The following is a 16,916-nucleotide window of genomic DNA, read 5'->3' on the forward strand; positions in this document are numbered from 1 at the left end:
CGGCGCGGCACCGGAGGGATGTCGGGACTTCAGGCGGCGCGGGCGTGGGCCGCGACGGCCGGGGGGGCATCGAGCTCGGCGAGCGCCGCGACAAGGCCGCTGCGATCGAACTTCGCCACGAGGTCGCTGATCGCCAGCGTGCGCGCCCGCTCGACCGCCTCCGCGCCGATCGTCCCGGTGAGGCCGATCACCGGAAGGCCGGCGGTCCGCGCGTCGCCGCCGCGCATCGCTCCGACGAGGTCGAAGCCGTTGCGGCCGGGCATCTCCAGGTCGGTCACCACCACGCCGATCCGGGGATCGGCCTGGAGCATCGCCAGAGCCTCCTCGGCACCCGGCGCCGTGACGACGCGGTAGCCGGCGGCCTTCAGCACGGGGCTGAGCATGTCGCGGAAGAAGGCCGAGTCGTCCACGAGCAGCAGCGTCGTCGTCTTCACCGACGCCGCCTTCGTGCCGCGCGCCCAGTCGTCGTAGGCCAGCGGCAGGAAGTGGGCGATGTTGATAATGTCGGTGGCGCGGCCCCGCAGCACCGCCGACCCGATCAGGTCGGAGCGCTCGGCGGCGATCTCGATGTCGAGGCGCTCTTCGACGATGTCGACGATCTCGTCGACGACGAGGCCCATCGCACGGTCGCCGTCGGAGAACACCACCAGCGCCTGCGTGCCCTCGGTGCGGATCGCGATGGCCTCGTCGGCCGGCACAAGCGGCATCAGCCGGCCACGGTACTGGATCAGCGGACGCCCGCCGAGCCACTCGACCTTGGCGGCGTCGATCTCCTCTAGGCGCGTGACGAGCGAGAGCGGGACCGCCTTGAAGCTGCCGGCGCCGCCCTTGAACACGAGGAGCGTCGTCTTCGGGTCGCCGAGCTCGCCCGACTCCGACTCGGCCTCGATCGGGCCGCCGCCCTGCGCGCCCTGGCTGACCTGGCGCGCGATGCCGTTCGGGTCGACGATCAGCACGACGGCGCCGTCGCCCAGGATGGTGTTGCCGGCAAAGAGCGGGATGTGGCGAAGCTTCGTCGACATCGGCTTCACGACGATCTCCTCCGTGTGGAAGACCTCGTCGACGAGGATGCCGAAGCGCTGGCGCCCGACCTGGGCCACCACGACGAATCCGGTCTCGGTGCCGGTGTCGTCCTGGCCGAGCAGGCCCTTCAGGGTCACGATCGGCAGCAGACGCTCGCGCAGGCGCAGCACCGGCGCGTCGTTGATGCGCTCGATCCGCTGCGGCGCGGTGGCGTCCACCCGCACCAGCTCGAGCACCGCGAGCTGCGGCACCGCGAACCGGCTCTCGCCGGCCCGGACGATCAGGGCGGCGACGATGGCGAGCGTCAGCGGGATCTTAATGGTGAAGGTGGTGCCGACCCCCTTCTGCGTGGCGATGTCGATGACGCCGCCGATGGTCTCGATGTTGGTCTTGACCACGTCCATGCCGACGCCGCGGCCGGAGACCGAGGTGACGGCCGCCGCGGTGGAGAACCCGGCGTCGAAGATGAACTTGGCGACCTGGGCGTCGGTCATCCGCTCGACGTCGACCTGGGTCGCGATCCCGCGCTCCACCGCCTTCTTGCGGATGGCCAAGAGGTCGAGGCCCTTGCCGTCGTCGGCGATCTCGATCGTGATCGTGCCGCCCTCGTGATAGGCCGAGAGGCGGATCGAGCCGCGGGCCGGCTTGCCGGCCGCGATCCGCTGCATGGTGGATTCGAGGCCGTGGTCGGCCGAATTCCGGACCATGTGGGTGAGCGGGTCCTTGATGACCTCCAGCACCTGCCGGTCGAGTTCGGTCTCGGCGCCGAGCATCACGAGGTCGATCTGCTTGCCGAGTTCGCTCGACAGGTCGCGCACCACCCGCGGCAGCTTCTGCCAGGCGTTGCCGATCGGCTGCATGCGCGTCTTCATGACGCCCTCCTGCAGCTCGGCCGTCACGTGGGAAAGCCGCTGCAGCGGGACCTTGTAGCTCGAATCCTCGTGCTTGCGGGCGATCTCGAGGAGCTGGTTGCGGGTCAGCACCAGTTCGGACACCATCGTCATCAGGTGTTCGAGGGTGTCGACGTTGACCCGGATGGTCTGCATCTTGGCCATGCCCCCCTCGGGGGCTTCCGCCGGCGCATCGCTCGACGCCGGGGCCTTCACAGCCGGTGCCGGGGCTTCCTGCACCTGGGCGACCGGAGCCGGCGCTACGGGGGCCAGGACCACGGGCGCCGCCGCGACGGGGGCCGCCACCGGAGCGGGCTCGGGCATCCAGGCCGCGGGCGCGTCGTCGGGGCCGGGCGCCGCGAGGAAGGCGGCTTCGAGGTCGTCGAGGGAGACCTCGCCGGGCTTGCATTCCCGCACCACGATCTCGGGCAGCTTCGGCTCGGGCGCCTTGACCTCGGGGACGGCTTCGACCTCGGGCGTGCCGAGCGACATCCGCTCCAGCGCCTCGATGAGGTCGGTGTCGGCGCCCGCGGGTTCCGTCCCGGTGGCTTCGAGGTCGGCGAGGATCAGCTTGAGGCGGTCGAGGGTCGCCAGGATCAGGCTGACGGCCGGGCTCGTCACCGCGAGGCCGTCGCGGAACCGGCCCATCAGGGTCTCGGCGGCATGCGCCAGCGCTTCGAGCCGCGGCAGGCCGAGGAAGCCGCAGGTACCCTTGATGGTGTGGACGAGACGGAAGATGTTCCGCAGGATCGTTTCGTTGTTCGGATCCTGCTCGAAGCGAACGAGTTCGGTGTCGACCGTGTCGAGATGCTCGCCGCTCTCGGTCAGGAACTCGCGCAGAAGGTCGTCCATCGGCGGTACTCGGATTACGTCTGCACGCACGCTCGTGCAGACGTATCCTCGCCCGAGAGCGGTTAGGGAACCGTTTCCGCTGAACCGATTTGCCGTGCGCGCAAGCCGCGTCTTTGCCGGTTAGAGGGACTTTCCGTCGTGCCACACGCAGTTCGAGGCGAGAATCGCAAGATTCACGTCTGATTTTTGCGGCTGAGGCAGGGTTTTACCGTCCATGGCCAGGTCGATCTTGATTTCGACCTGGCCCTTCGATTCGTTGGAACGGCGGGAGAAGTAGCAGTACTGCTGATAGGGCTGGTCGGCGCTGTCCTTGAAGTTCCAGCCGGTCACGATCTGCCCGTCGAGATAGGGCACCTGCTTGAAGACCGTGAAGGTGGTGTTGACGATCGCCTTCGAAGCCGGCGCCGCGTCGGCGCCGAGCTGCGCCTTCGTCGGGGTTGGCGCGGCGGCGGCCTTCGGCAGGGCACCTTCGAGCTTGAGCACGTTGTCCGTCAGCGTCACCTCGCCTTTGGTCTTCAGGGTGACGTCGGAGAGCGCCGCCTGCATCGCGGCGGCGATCTTCTCGGCGGCGGAGTCGAACTGGTTCATCGTGGCCCAGCCGTAGGCCGCGGCCCCGACGCCGATGCCGGCGAGCGCGACGAAGACCCCGGCGCCCGCCGCCCGGAACAGGAAGGCGCGAGCGAAGACGATGCGGGACTCCGCGCGGAGCCGGCCGTTGACCTGCTGCGCGAGGGCGATGTTCTCGGGCGAGCCTTGCGCGACGTAGCTCATGCGCCCGCTCCCGCGCTGGCGGCCGGCAGGATCGGCTGGCTACCCGGCTGGTTGGCGGCGTTCATTCCGGGCGCGGCGCCGGCGGCCGGACGGTTGATCGGAATCACCGCCCCCGTCGCCGCCTCGCGGTTCGGCCGTGGCAGGACCGGCTCGAGGTTCTGCTTCAGCGCCTCTGTGATCGACTCCAGCATGTAGGGCGTCGCCTCCAGGTTCACGGCGGCGCCGAGGTCGTCCTCGTCCATGAAGGTCTTGCGCACCGAGACCGCGCACAGCGCCAGGATCGTCGAGGCGAAGGCGGCGCAGAGCGCCGGCAGGAACACGAAGATGCGCAGGAAGGCGTGCACTTGCTGCTCCGACACGTCGATCGGGTCGACGCCGTAGACCATGGCCGTGAAGGAGTGGAGCTGCGAGCGGTTCACGGCGTTGCGGTAGGCCTGCTCGGCGTCGGCGACCTTGCGCTCGGCGGCGCCGCGGTCGAGTTGGGCGCGCGCCTTGCGCGCCTCCTCGAGGTCCTTGGTCAGCACGCCGCGGTCGGCCGAGGCCTTGGCGACGCCGGCCGAAAGCGTCGCGGTGCGCGGGTCGGTGACGCATTTCAGGTTCTGGTAGCGCACGCCGCGGCTGTTGGTGCCGAACACCTTCTCGCAACGCTGGGCCGGCAGGGCCGAGAGCTGGGCCGCGTTGTCGGCGGCGCGCTTCTCGATCTGGTCGAGCTCGGTCGTGTACTGCGCGACGCGGGCGTCGGCGGCAGAGATGCGGTTGTCGATGGTGCTGCGGTCGGCCTGCGCGTCCTTGAGCGCGGTCTTGGTCTTCGAGGCCTCCATCAGGCGGGGATGGAACATCATCTCGCCGAGCTGGGAAACCGACTTCGTGGTCACGCCTGCGGCGAAGATGATGCCGACGATGGCGAGCGCGCGGATGAAGTACGAGCGCTGGGTGCGCGCCAAGATGCCGAGCGGCACGCGGCACAGCTCCACCGCTGCGTAGACCAGCGGCGCCAGCAGCATGAAGTAGAAGGCGTGGTCGTCGCCGTCGCTGTAGACGGAGGCGAACAACCACGCACCCCAGAGCGAGGCGCCGATCACCATGAACTCGACGAGGTAGGCGATCGCGACGTAGCCCCACTTGATGCGGTAGCCCTTCTCGATGTGACGCTCGTGCGTCCACCTGTCGGACTCGACGGCCCAGGCGCGGCGCTCGCGCTGGACCTCCCGGCTCGGGGGCATCTTTCGCATGGGGCTCTCTAAGGTCGGATCGTACGCGACGCGCGGTTGAGCGTAACCGTTCGTTAACCGCTTTCGCTAAGCGGGCATTGTGCCGAATTTGGGCCGCATGGCGGCCGTCCACCGCTACCGTTCGGGAGGTGGCGCAAATGCCTCACTTTCCGAGGCCGGCGCCCGGCGCACGCCCGTCCAATCGCGCCGCGACGGCGATTCCCGGTTGCTCGGGGAGCGCCCACCTCGCATGATCGCGCCAGCCCCGCCCAGTCACGTCGCCAAGAGGTTCGAACCGACCGCCGATGCCCGACGTCCATGCCGGCTCCTACAAGGAAGCGATCCTGTTCCTCGTCACCGCGGGCGTGGTGGTGCCTCTGTTCCATCGCCTGCGCATCAGCCCGGTGCTCGGCTTCATCGGCGCGGGCGCGCTGCTCGGGCCGTTCGGGCTCGGCCGGTTCTCGGACCAGTTCCACTGGGTCTCGCTGTTCACGATCGGCAACCGCACCGAGATCGCGCACCTGGCCGAGTTCGGCGTCATCTTCCTGATGTTCATGATCGGGGTCGAGCTGTCCTGGGAGCGGCTGCGCACCCTGCGGCGCCTGGTCTTCGGCCTCGGCTCGATCCAGGTGATCTGCTCGGCCTTGATCATCGGCTCGATCCTGTTCGGGCTGAAGGTGCCGCTGGCCGGCGCGGTGATCGTCGGCATCGCGCTGGCGCTCTCCTCCACCGCCGTGGTGCTGCCGGTGCTGGCCGAGCAGCGGCGGCTCAACACGCCGGCTGGGCGCGCGAGCTTCGCCGTCCTGCTGTTCCAGGACCTAGCCGTCGCGCCGGTCCTGTTCGCGATCGCGGTCTCGGGCCGCAGCGACGGCGCCGACATGGGCGGCGCGCTCGCCCTGGCGCTTGCGCAGGCCGCCATCGCCCTGGTGGTGATCGTGGTGGCCGGGCGGCTCGCCCTCCGGCCGCTGTTCCACCTGGTGGCGCGCACCAAGTCGGCCGAGCTATTCATGGCGGCCTGTCTCCTCGTCATCGTCGCCACGGCGCTGACGGCGGCGGCGTCCGGCCTGTCGATGACGCTCGGCGCCTTCGTGGCCGGGCTTCTGCTGGCCGAGACCGAGTACCGCCGGGCGATCGAGGCCACCATCGATCCGTTCAAAGGGCTCCTGCTCGGGGTGTTCTTCGTCTCGGTGGGGATGAACCTCGATCCGGCGCAGCTGCTGGCGGCCCCCGGCGCGATCCTCGGGCTCGCCTTCGCGCTGCTGTTCATCAAGGCCGCCGTCGTGGTGATGGCGGCGCCCGCCCTCAAACTCTCCCGCGCGGTCGCGTTCGAGACCGCGATGCTGCTCGGGCCGGGCGGCGAGTTCGCCTTCGTGCTGATCGGCGGGGCGATGGCCACCGGCCTCGTGCCGGAGCCGGTGGGCGGGGCGGCGTTGATCGTCACCACGGTGACCATGATCATGATCCCGGGGCTCGCCGCCCTGGGCCGGCGGATCGGCAAGCGGGCCTCGAAGCATCAGCAGGGCCGGGTGCGGGCCGACCCGCCGCCGGACAAGCAGCAGGACCGGGTCATCGTCGCCGGCTACGGCCGGGTCGGGCGACAGGTCGGCGAGATGCTCGCCCGCCACAAGATCCCCTACCTCGCCCTCGATGCGGACGCGGCCCGCGTCGCCGAGCAGCGCCGGCTCGGCAAGCCGGTCTACTTCGGCGATTCCTCCAACACCGAATTGCTCCGCCGGTGCGACATCGCCACCGCGCGGGCGCTGGTAGTGACCCTCGACAACCCGCACGCCGTCGAGGCTGTGGTGGTGGCCGCCCGCGCCGAGCGGGCGGACCTGACCATCGTCGCCCGAGCCCGCGACGCGAAGCACGCCACCGCGCTCTACGAGCTCGGCGTCGACGACGCGGTTCCGGAGACGATCGAGGCCTCGCTGCAGCTCTCGGAGGCGGTGCTGGTCGACGTCGGCGTGCCGATGGGTCTCGTCATCGCGTCGATCCACGAGCGCCGCGACGAGTACCGCGCCATGCTCAAGCGCAAGGAGACCGACACGCGGCCGGTGTTCCGGGCGCGGCGCACGGTCGGCAAGGCGCAGGAAGGGCCGCGGGAGGCCCCGCCCAAGGACGAGCCCGCGACCGTCGTGCGGCGGGCCTGAGCCCTCCGGGATCGCAGCAAGGGATCAGATCAGGGCCGGGGATCAAATCAGGTTCGGCATCGCCTCGCCGTGCCAGTCGCGGGCCTCGGCCTTCCGCGTCTTCACCGCGCGAGCCGGCTCGAACCCGTCCGCGAAGCTGCAGCGGTAGACGATCTCGTCGGGCGGTCCCAACCCCATCGTGAGCGGCACCATCACCGTGTCGCCGTTGAAGCGCCAGCCGCGGGCGCCCTTGTCCCAGTACAGCCAGACCGTGCCCGGATGCCCCTTCAAGGCGAATACCGCCGCCTTGCGCGAGATCGCCTGGACGGTGCGCGGCAAGTACATGCCCTTGTCGCGATAGGCGGCGCGGGCCGCCTCCGGTTGGCGATCCATGAAGGTGTTGCGCACGACTTGAATCATCGCGCCCGGCTTCCCGAGAAACCGCTTGAATTCGGACATGTTGCGTAGGATGACTGCCATCGCAGACCTCCCGATTCCGGACATGTGGACTCTTGTCACGCCCGGCTGGACTCGATGCATCCGAGATGGTCGATTCCCATGACTGTTTCAGTGACCGTGCGAGTCTGACTCGACCAGATATCAACAGGAATGCGGACTTGTACCCAGGAATCCGCGCCTCTCGGTCCAAATCGTGCCGACCGGCATCCTCCGCCGGCGCTTGACCCGACTGCGCCTGCGGCGCGTTATCGGCCCATGCTGCTTCAGTTCTTCACCGCTCTGCGCGAGGCGCGCGTCCCCGTCTCGCTGCGCGAGTACCTGATCCTCCTCGGCGCGCTCGAGCGCGACCTCGCCGACAAGCGGGTGGAGGAGTTCTACTTCCTCGCCCGTACCGCCCTGGTGAAGGACGAGGCCCACCTCGATCGGTTCGACCGGGTGTTCGGCTCGGTGTTCAAGGGGCTCGAAACCGTCGGCGAAGCGGTGGCGCCGACCGCGATCCCCGAGGAATGGCTGCGCAAGCTCGCCGAGAAGTACCTCACCGACGCCGAGAAGGCGGAGATGAAGGCGCTCGGCTGGGACAAGCTGTTCGAGACCCTGAAGCAGCGCCTTGCCGAGCAGAAGGAGCGCCACCAGGGCGGCTCGAAGTGGATCGGCACCGGCGGCACCTCGCCCTTCGGCGCCTACGGCTACAACCCGGAAGGCATCCGCATCGGCCAGGACGGCAACCGCAACTTCCGCGCGGTGAAGGTCTGGGACAAGCGCGAGTTCAAGGACCTCGACGACACCGTCGAGCTCGGCACCCGCACCATGCGGCTGGCGCTGCGGCGCCTCCGCCGCTTCGCGCGCATGGGCGCGGCCGAGGAACTCGACCTCGAAGGCACGATCCGCGAGAGCGCGCGCCAAGGCTACATCGACGTGCGCCTGCGGCCGGAACGGCGCAATGCAGTAAAGGTTCTACTCTTCCTCGACGTCGGAGGCTCGATGGATTGGCACGTGGAGCAGGTCGAGGAGCTATTCTCGGCGGCGCGCTCGGAGTTCAAGCATTTTGCGCACTTCTACTTCCACAACTGCCCCTACGAGGCGGTATGGACCGAGAACCGCCGCCGCCACGACGAGACGACGCCGCTCCTCGACGTGATCCGAACCTATCCGTCGGACTACCGCGTGGTGTTCGTCGGCGACGCCTCGATGAGCCCCTACGAGATCGCGGCGCCCGGCGGCTCGGTGGAGCACTGGAACGAGGAACCCGGCGCGGCCTGGGTCGAGCGGGTGCTCGCGCATTTCCCGAAGGCGGTGTGGCTCAATCCGGTGCCGACGCCGCAATGGGGCTACACGCAGTCGATCGGGATGATGCGGCGGCTGTTCTCCGACCGCATGTTCCCGTTGACCCTTGAAGGCCTCGACGGCGCGATGCGGGCGCTGCTGCGATGACCGCCCAGACCGCCGAGAGCACTTTCAAGCGAGGTGGTTTCCGGCTCGCGTGAAGACAATGCGACCCCGCAATGAGATAGAGCGTTTTCCGTGATCCAGGGATGACGGAAAACGCTCTATCCCTGGCGGGCCGGCGTCGTCACCGTGAGGCCGTCGAACTCAGGCTTGATGCGGATCTGGCAGGAGAGCCGCGAGGTCGCCTTCACGTCCGAGGCGAAGTCGAGCATGTCCTGCTCCATGTCCTCGGCCGGACCGACCGCCGCGGCCCAGTCGTCGGCCACGTAGACGTGGCAGGTGGCGCAGGCGCAAGCGCCGCCGCACTCCGCGTCGATCCCCGGCACGTTGTTGCGCAGCGCCGTCTCCATGACGGTGGCGCCGACGCTGCCCTCGACGGTCCTCGCCGTTCCGGCATGATCGACGTAGGTGATCTTGGGCATCCGTGACTCCGGGCTCGTGGATCGGGCGGGCAAGTGTCGGGCGGGCAGGTGTCCGGCGAGCGCTGGGCCTGCTTACGGGGCATGACGCGGATTGCAAGCACGGCGACGTCCGGGCACGCCTGAGCAAGCCCACGCGAGCGGTTTGTTGCTGCGGCCTTTGTTGCTGCGGCCTACGCGAAAACCTGCAGGGTGTTCCCGCACCGCACGCGCGCGACCGCTTTTGCCGCAGAGGGCGGCCGCTCAACCGATCTCGGCGAGGCATGCGGCGACGGCCGGTTCCAGGTCGGCCACCGCCGCGGCGGCGTCGCCGCCGCCGCGCAACGCCGTCTCGGCAGCCGAGCTGAGGTCGCGGACGTGGCTGGCGCCGACGGAGGCCGCGGAGCCCTTCAGGGTGTGGGCGAGGTCGGCGCGGTCCTGGGCCGGCAGCGCGGGGTCGGCCAAGCGCGGCAGGATGCGCCGGCACTGGTCGGCGAACAGGCCGAGAAGCTCGGCCGCGAGGTCGGCGTCGCCGAAGGTCTGCGCGGCGAGATGCGCGCGATCGATGGTCTCCATGCTCGACGCCTTCTACCTGCCCATCCACATGCCCTATTACCTGCCCATCGACCTGTACCTCCCCTTCTACCGATCCCTCTTGCCTTTCTAGCTTGCCTGTCTGGTTTGCCCGCGTCCCTGCTGTCCACAGGGCAGGCGGCAAAGCGGTCGCCACCGGATCGTCCTTGCGGCATCATGGTTTGGCGGCCCGTCCGCATGGGCCGCCCCGCCTTGGTAACCATTCCGTTAAGGATTTCCGGCGCCGACGCGCCGGTCGGGTATCCCGAGGGGGCGACGGGGTCTAAATTGACTTGGTAAACGGGTAGTTGTGTCTCCGCCTCCGGCTTTCGCCGGCGGTCGCGGGATCGCGTAACGAGGCGTTGCATGGCCACCGAGAAGAAGCTGAAGGACCCGGCCGAGGCGGCGCTCTCTGCGATCGAGCAGGCGCTGAACCTCGAGGTCCTGACGCCCGAGGCCGAGGCCCGCGCGGAGCCGCGCCTGCCCGACGTCGGCGACGGCGACCCGCTGCAGGAGCAGGCCGGCCGCCTGAGCCCGCCCCGCCTCGACCTCGATCCGCCGCTCGCCTCCGACGTGCCGCCGCCCGGCCGCGAGCGCGCCCACCGCGAGGGCGGCCTGCTGCCGCCCGACCGCTCCCTCGTGGCCAACGACGACCGCCGCAACATCGGCATCCTGCAGCAGACGCTCCGGGTCCGCCCGGCCCGCACCCCCTACATCCTCGCCGCGCTCGCGGCCTTCGTCTGGGTGAACGGCCTCGCGCTGCTCGCCTGGAACCAGTCCGGCGGCGACCTGCGCGGGTTCCTCACAGGCCTCACCGCGCTGCAGGCGACCGTCGGCGCGGCCGCGCTTGTCGGGCCGGTGGTGCTGTTCCTGATCACCGGCATGCTGGCCGTGCGCGCGCAGGAGATGCGCCTCGTGGCGCGCGCCGTCGGCGAGGTCGCGATCCGCCTGGCCGAGCCCGAAAGCTTCTCCACCGACGCCGTGCTGACGATGTCGCAGACCGTGCGCCGCGAAGTCGCCGCCGTCGGCGACGGCGTCGAGCGGGCGCTCGCCCGGGCCGGCGAGCTCGAGACCCTGGTGCGCGGCGAGATCGCGACCCTGGAGCGGGCCTACTCCGACAACGAGATCCGGATCCGCTCGCTCGTCGACGAGCTGGTCGCGCAGCGCGAAAGCATCGTCGCCAACGCCGAGCGGGTGCGCGGCGCGATCACCGGCTCGCACCAGAGCCTGACGCAGGAGCTGGAGGGCGCGGCCGAGCGCATCGTCACGGCGATGACCGGAGCCGGCGAGCGCGTCACCGGGGCGCTGGACGCGCGCGGCGACGCGATCACGGCGTCGCTGGGCGAGGCGGGCGACCGTGTGGTCGGCGTGATGTCGGGGCGCGGCGACGAGCTGATCGCGCGGCTCGCCGCCACCAGCGAGGGCGTGCGCGGCTCGATCGCCGAGGTAGGCGAGACGCTGACCCGTTCGTTCGAGACCCGGGCCGCCGACGTGACCCGCGTGTTCGAGAGCACCGGCGGCGCGCTCACCGAGCGGCTGGCCGAGAACGCCAGCCAGGTCGCGCGCTCGCTCGCCGAGACCGGCGCCGGCGTGATCGACGCCCTCGACCGCCAGGGCGCCACCGTGCGCGAAAGCTTCGAGCGCTCGGCGGGAAGCCTGGAGACCACCTTCCTCAGCCGCGGCGACGCGTTGGCCGAGCGCTTCACCCAGACCGGCGGCGAGATCACCGCCCGCTTCGCCGAGACCGGCGACGCCCTGCGCGCGCATTTCGCGGCGACCGGCACCGCCCTGTCCGACGACATCGCCGGACGCGGCGCAGCCCTCCGCACCGAGATCGAGACCGCCGGCGACGGCGTCGCCGCGTCGATCGAGGCCCGCGGCCGCGACGCCCAGGCCGGGCTCGCGCTCGCCGCAGCCGGGGTGATCGAGACCTTCACCACCCGCGCGACCACGGTTCGCGACGACCTCGTCGGCACCGCCGAGCGCATCGCGGAGACCGTCACCGCCGGCGGCGGTGTCGTCGCCGACCGCATCGAGGCGATCGCCGGGCGCCTGCACGAGACCATCACGCTCCACGGCGGCGCCCTCGAGACCCGCCTCGACGCGGCCGGCGAGCGCGCCGGCAGCCTCGTGGCTTTGCGCTCGCAGGAGGCGGCCTCCAGCCTGGAGGCCGCCTTCGCCAGCCTCGGCGACACCTTCGCCCACGGTGCCTCGGGTGCGACCGGGTCCCTGCGCGAGACCATCGCGACCCTGTCGGCCGAGATCGTGGCGCGCACCGCCGAGGCCGTCGACAGCTTCCGCCGCTCGGCCGAGGAGACCACGGTCTCGATCGGCGCCACCGGAGCCGAGGCGGCGCAGGCGATGCGTCGCTCAGCCGCCGGCGCCACCGGCGAGTTGGAAGCCCGCACCGTCGAGGCCGTGCAGATCTTCGAGCGGCGCCTCGCCGACACCGCCGCCGACCTCGCTGCCCGCAGCGCCGAAGCCGCGGAGGCGATCACCCTCGCCGCCTCGACCGCGCACGGGGCGACCGCCGCCCAGACCGCAGAGATGGCCGCCCGCGTCTCCGCCGCCATGGACGCCCTGCGCGCCACCTCGGGCGAGGTGACGAGCGCCGTCGAGACCCACATGAACGGCCTGCTCGGCCGGATCGGCGCCGCCTCCGAGGAGGCCGGCGGCCAGCTTGGCGGACGCGCCGAGGCGGCGATCGAAGCCCTGCGCACCGCGATGGGCACGCTCAACGCCGAGTTCTCGACCCGTTCGAACGAGACCACCGGCGCCATCGCCCGCGCGGCCGAGCAGGTCGCCGAGGAGCTGTCGGCCCGGATGCGCACGATCGAGGCGGCCTTCGGCGAACACGGCCGCGGCGTCACCGACCTGCTCGCCAGCCATGCCGAGGAGACCCAGGCGCGGATCGCCGGAACCGGGCGCGACATCGTGCTCGCCGTGGCGACCCAGGGCGCGCGCGTCGCCGACGCCCTGCACCAGAGCGGCGCCAGCTTCGGCGAGACCGCCGACGTGCGGGTGAAGGCGATCGACGAGACGATCGGCAACCGCCTCGCCGCCCTCCACGACATCATCGCCCGCGGCGACATCCTCGCCGACAAGATCTCCCGCGACACCTCCACGCTGGGCGAGACCATGGGCAGCAGCCTCGCCGAGATGGACCGGCTCATCTCCGTCCGGGGCCAGGCCTTCGCCGAGACCATCGTCGAGCGCACCCGCGACGCGCGGGACGCCGTCGAGACGCATCTCGGCGCCCTGGAAGACCGCTCCGCCAAGCGTTCGGCCGAGATCGGAGAGACCTTCGCCAACCTCGTGAGCCACATCGACGGCCATCTCGGCACCCGCGCGACGGCGCTGAACGAGGCCCTGATCGGCCGCACCGGCGAAATGGCGCGGATCATGGCCGAGGGCAGCCGCGACCTCGTCGAGGCGCTGGACGGCCGTGCCGCGGGCCTGGGCCAGGACATCGCGTCCCGTGCCGCCGCCCTCAGCGACGCCCTCGCCGAGCGCAGCGAGGAGATGGCGCGCCGCCTCGACGAGGGGGCCGGACGCTTCGACACCGGCGTGCTCGGCCGCCTGGAAGCGATCGGCGCGGCGCTGGAGGAGCGCAGCCGCCTGGTCGACGAGCGCTTCGGTGCCCAGGCCTTCGAGGCGATCCGCCTGATCGAAAGCCGCACCCGCGCGATCGACGAGGAACTCGGCGGCCGCACCCGCGAGCTCGTCGCGACCATCGAGAGCCGCACCAGCGGGATCGACGCCGCGATGGCGGCGCGCGTCGCCGACCTCACCCGCGCCATTGAGGAGCGGACCGGCGGCATCGACGCCGCCCTCGCCGGGCGCGTCCAGGAACTCGTCGCGCTGATCGAGGAGCGCGCCACCAGCGCCGACGCGGCGCTGGCCACCCAGACCGAAGCGGTGCGGCGCGCCTTCGCCGAGCGTTCGGACCTGCTCGGCCACCTCATCGACGAGCGCACCGCCGCGATGTCGAGCGAGCTCGACGAGAAGGGCCGCATGGTGTTCGGCGCCATCGGCGGCCGCATCACCGAGCTGGCCCGCCTGTTCGACCGCGGCGGCACCTCGCTCGGCGAGGTCATCGATCAGCGCGGCGAGAGCGTGCTGGCGAAGCTCCAGCAGACCATCGCGGACGCGGAGCGCATGCTCGGCGACGGCGAGGGCCGACTCGGGCGCACGCTGGCGTCCCGCACCTCGGACATCAGCGGCCTGCTCGACGAGGGCGTGCGCACCGTCCACGACCTGCTCGACGCCCGCACCAACCAGATCCGCGTCCTGCTCGATGAGCACGCCACCACCCTGTCGTCGAGCCTCGACGGCCGCATGGGACCGCTCCACGACGCCCTCGACAACCGCGGCCGCGAGCTGGTCGAGACCATCGCGGCGACGCTCGGCCACGCCACCACCACGCTGGACGACCGCACCCAGGCGATGGGCAGCCTGTTCGACGAGCGCCTGGATGCGCTGGCGAACCTCGTCGACGGCCGGGGCACGCAGTTCGCCAAGACGGTGGACGCGCGGGCACAAATGCTGCGCGCCCTGTTCGAGCAGGCGCACGCCGCCCTCGACGCCGTGGTCGAAGGCCGCGGCGACGACCTCGCCACCGCCGTCGACGCCCGCGTCGCCGCCCTGCGCGCGGTGTTCGACGAAGCGCCGGCTGCGCTGGTGCAGCTCGTCGAGGCGCGCCAGCAACAGCTCACGCAGACGCTGGACGACCGCACGGCCGCCCTGCGCGACGTCTTCTCGGAGGCCCACGCGGCCCTCGACGGGCTGGTCGAGAACCGCGGCAGGCAGCTCGCCACCACCGTCGACGCCGGCGTCGTCGCCCTGCGCGCGGTGTTGGACGAGGCGCCGGCCGCTTTGGTGCAGCTCGTCGAGGCGCGCCAGCAACAGCTCACCCAGACGCTGGACGACCGCACGGCCGCCCTGCGCGACGCCTTCTCCGAGGCCCACGAAGCCCTCGACGGGATGGTCGAGAGCCGTGGCCGGCAGCTCGCCGAGACCGTGGATACCCGTACGCAGACCCTGCGCACCCTGTTCGACGAGAGCGGCCACGCCCTCGGCAACGCCGTCGAAGATCGCGCCGAGCATTTCTCCCGCACGGTCGCGGCTCGCATGGAGGGCCTGCGCGCCCTGCTCGACGAGGCGACCGGCACGATCGAGCACCTGTTGGAGAACCGCACCACGGCGCTCGGCGGCGACGTCGAGGCCCGCACCCGGGCGATCACCGCGGCGTTCGACGCCCGCATGGCCGACCTCGCCGACCTGCTGCAGACCCGGACCGAGGCCTTCGCCAAGACCGTCGAGGCGCAGGGCACGGCCCTGACCGTGAGCGTCGACGGCCGCAGCGAGGCCTTCACCCAGCGCATCGACAGCCGGATGAAGACCTTCGCCACCCTGGTGGCCTCGCGCGGCGATGCGATCGCCACGGCGTTCGACGACCGCCACGACGCCTTCGCCGGCCTCGTCGAGGAGCGCATGGCTTCCCTGGTGGCGGCCCTCGACCAGCGCGCCCGCGACCACGCGGCGCTCACCGACGGCCACAGCGCGATGCTGGGCACCACCCTCGACGAACGCAACGCCGCGATGGCGGCCCTGCTCGACGAGCGGACCGAGGCCCTGTCCGCAGGCTTCGAGCGCCGCGCCGTCGCGCTCGGCAGCCTGGTCGACGCGCGTGGCGAAGCCCTGGCGCGCCGCCTGGCGCAGAGCGCCGAGACGATCGTGCGCGGCATCGAGGAGGGCGGCGAAGCCCTGGTCGAGCGCGTCGACGGCACCGGCCGCTCGGTCACGGACACGATGAAGGGCCATATCGAGCGCCTGCGCGCGGTCATCGACGGGCCGGTGCTGCAGCTCTCCGGCGCCCTGGCCGAGCGCGGCACAGCGATCGAGCGGGCGTTGGCCGAGACCGGGCAGCCGCTGATCGAGGCGCTGCGCGAGCGCACCGAGGCGCTCACCGCCCAGTCGCGGGAATCCGCCGAGGCGTTGCGCGCCGCGGTCGAGAACGGGGCCGCCCGCTCCATCGCCGGCCTGTCGGAGGTCAACGAGCGCCTGCGGCGCGACCTCGGCGGCGTGGTCGCCCGGATCGAGGGGGCGAACGCCGCGCTCAAGGATCTGCTGGTCGGCGCCAACGCCAACCTCGGCGCGGTCGAGGGCGAGCTCGCCGAGCGCGTCCACCAGATCCAGTCGGCGCTGCAGGACGTGGCGACGCAGACCGGGACGGCGAGCGAAGGCGTCGCGGCTCAGGTCGAGGCCCTGCGCGGCGTCGCCGAGGGTGCCGTGCGCGAGGCCACGAACCTCGCCGAAGCCCTCGACGGGCGCAGCCGTGCGCTCGCCGAGCAGTCGCGCACCCACGTCTCCGAACTCGGCCGCGCGGCCGGCTCGCTCGAAGGCGTCGAGAACCGGCTCGCCGCCAGCCTGTCGGGCCGCGGGGAAGCGGTCGAGACGGCTCTGGCCGGCCTGCAGGAGCGCTCGGTCGCGCTGGAGAGCCGGACCGCGGCCTTCGCCGAGGGCATCGAGCGCGCACTACGCGCCGCCGAGGAGCGGGCGCGCGCCGTCGGCGAGAGCCTGACCCAGTCGGCCGAGGCCGCCGGCACCCGCGTCGCCGGGGCCTTCGAAGGCCTGCGGACCGATGCCGGCACGGAGGGCGAGAAGACCACCGAGGCCGTCCGCGTCGCCATCGCCGCCGCCTCGGCCGAGATGCGCACCGTCTTCGCGGAGGCGCAGGCCCGCTTCGGCGAGTCGGTCGCCGGCATGCGCGAGATGGCCGGGGCGATCCGGACCGAGCTCGACGCCACCCGCGCCGACCTCGCCCGCGGCGTGCTGGAATTGCCGCAGGAGACCCAGGACGCCGCCGGCGAGATGCGCCGGGTGGTCTCGGACCAGATCAAGGCGCTGAACGAGCTCTCGGCCCTCGTCGCCCGCTCCAACCGCGCGGTCGACGTGGTCCAGCCGCAGGCGAACGAGCAGCGGCGGACGGCGGAAGCGGGCGCGCGTTCGGCGCCTGCCGCCCGCACCGCCCCGGCGCAGCCCGCGCCCGCCGCGACGGCGCCAACCAAGGCGACCGTGACGGCCGCCCCCGCACAACCCGCGCCGACGACCGCCGCCCCGCGGCCGGCGACGCCGGCCCGGACCGAGACCGCAGCCACCCGC

The 16,916-nt window shown here is 71.6% G+C and carries 9 protein-coding genes; 3 read left to right on the plus strand and 6 right to left on the minus strand.

Annotated features, from left to right (window positions below):
• Nucleotides 1-29: 29 nt before the first annotated feature.
• The 3 genes from FV234_RS18070 to FV234_RS18080 all read right to left on the minus strand — a co-directional run bounded on the left by FV234_RS18070 (nucleotide 30) and on the right by FV234_RS18080 (nucleotide 4,768).
• Entirely contained in the window at nucleotides 30-2,765 is a 2,736-nt protein-coding gene (locus FV234_RS18070) for a hybrid sensor histidine kinase/response regulator (RefSeq protein WP_147830795.1), read from the minus strand.
• A 120-nt stretch (nucleotides 2,766-2,885) separates the two neighbouring features.
• Nucleotides 2,886-3,536: a hypothetical protein gene (locus FV234_RS18075; protein WP_147830797.1), complete on the minus strand. Its 651-nt coding sequence runs from the start codon at nucleotides 3,534-3,536 to the stop codon at nucleotides 2,886-2,888.
• On the minus strand, nucleotides 3,533-4,768 hold the full coding sequence (locus tag FV234_RS18080) for an ATPase (RefSeq protein ID WP_147830799.1): 1,236 nt from the start codon (nucleotides 4,766-4,768) through the stop codon (nucleotides 3,533-3,535). Before FV234_RS18080 ends, FV234_RS18075 begins: the two co-directional genes overlap by 4 nt.
• 284 nt (nucleotides 4,769-5,052) lie before the next feature.
• On the opposite strand from FV234_RS18080, the gene FV234_RS18085 reads away from it, so the two are divergent.
• Nucleotides 5,053-6,897, plus strand: coding sequence for a cation:proton antiporter (locus FV234_RS18085; RefSeq protein WP_147830801.1), 1,845 nt, complete (start codon nucleotides 5,053-5,055; stop codon nucleotides 6,895-6,897).
• Nucleotides 6,898-6,939: 42 nt separating this feature from the next.
• On the opposite strand, the gene FV234_RS18090 is transcribed toward FV234_RS18085, so the two are convergent.
• Complete coding sequence (locus tag FV234_RS18090) at nucleotides 6,940-7,356, minus strand: hypothetical protein (RefSeq protein ID WP_147830803.1); 417 nt, start codon at nucleotides 7,354-7,356, stop codon at nucleotides 6,940-6,942.
• Between the two features lie 234 nt (nucleotides 7,357-7,590).
• Between FV234_RS18090 and FV234_RS18095 the strand changes: the two genes are divergently transcribed.
• A complete protein-coding gene (locus tag FV234_RS18095; RefSeq protein ID WP_147830806.1) occupies nucleotides 7,591-8,766 on the plus strand; it encodes a VWA domain-containing protein in 1,176 nt (391 codons plus the stop codon).
• A 116-nt stretch (nucleotides 8,767-8,882) separates the two neighbouring features.
• Here the strand turns inward: FV234_RS18095 and FV234_RS18100 are convergent, their stop codons facing one another.
• Both FV234_RS18100 and FV234_RS18105 read right to left on the minus strand, forming a co-directional pair.
• Nucleotides 8,883-9,203 (minus strand): 2Fe-2S iron-sulfur cluster-binding protein, encoded by a 321-nt coding sequence (locus FV234_RS18100; RefSeq protein WP_147753564.1) that lies wholly within the window; start codon nucleotides 9,201-9,203, stop codon nucleotides 8,883-8,885.
• A 240-nt stretch (nucleotides 9,204-9,443) separates the two neighbouring features.
• Complete coding sequence (locus tag FV234_RS18105) at nucleotides 9,444-9,755, minus strand: Hpt domain-containing protein (protein WP_147830808.1); 312 nt, start codon at nucleotides 9,753-9,755, stop codon at nucleotides 9,444-9,446.
• 363 nt (nucleotides 9,756-10,118) lie between these two features.
• On the opposite strand from FV234_RS18105, the gene FV234_RS18110 reads away from it, so the two are divergent.
• Nucleotides 10,119-16,916 (plus strand): hypothetical protein (locus FV234_RS18110; RefSeq protein WP_147830810.1); only part of this gene is annotated, 6,798 nt, incomplete at its 3' end.

The sequence above is a fragment of the Methylobacterium sp. WL8 genome (assembly GCF_008040045.1).
Classification (GTDB): domain Bacteria; phylum Pseudomonadota; class Alphaproteobacteria; order Rhizobiales; family Beijerinckiaceae; genus Methylobacterium; species Methylobacterium cerastii.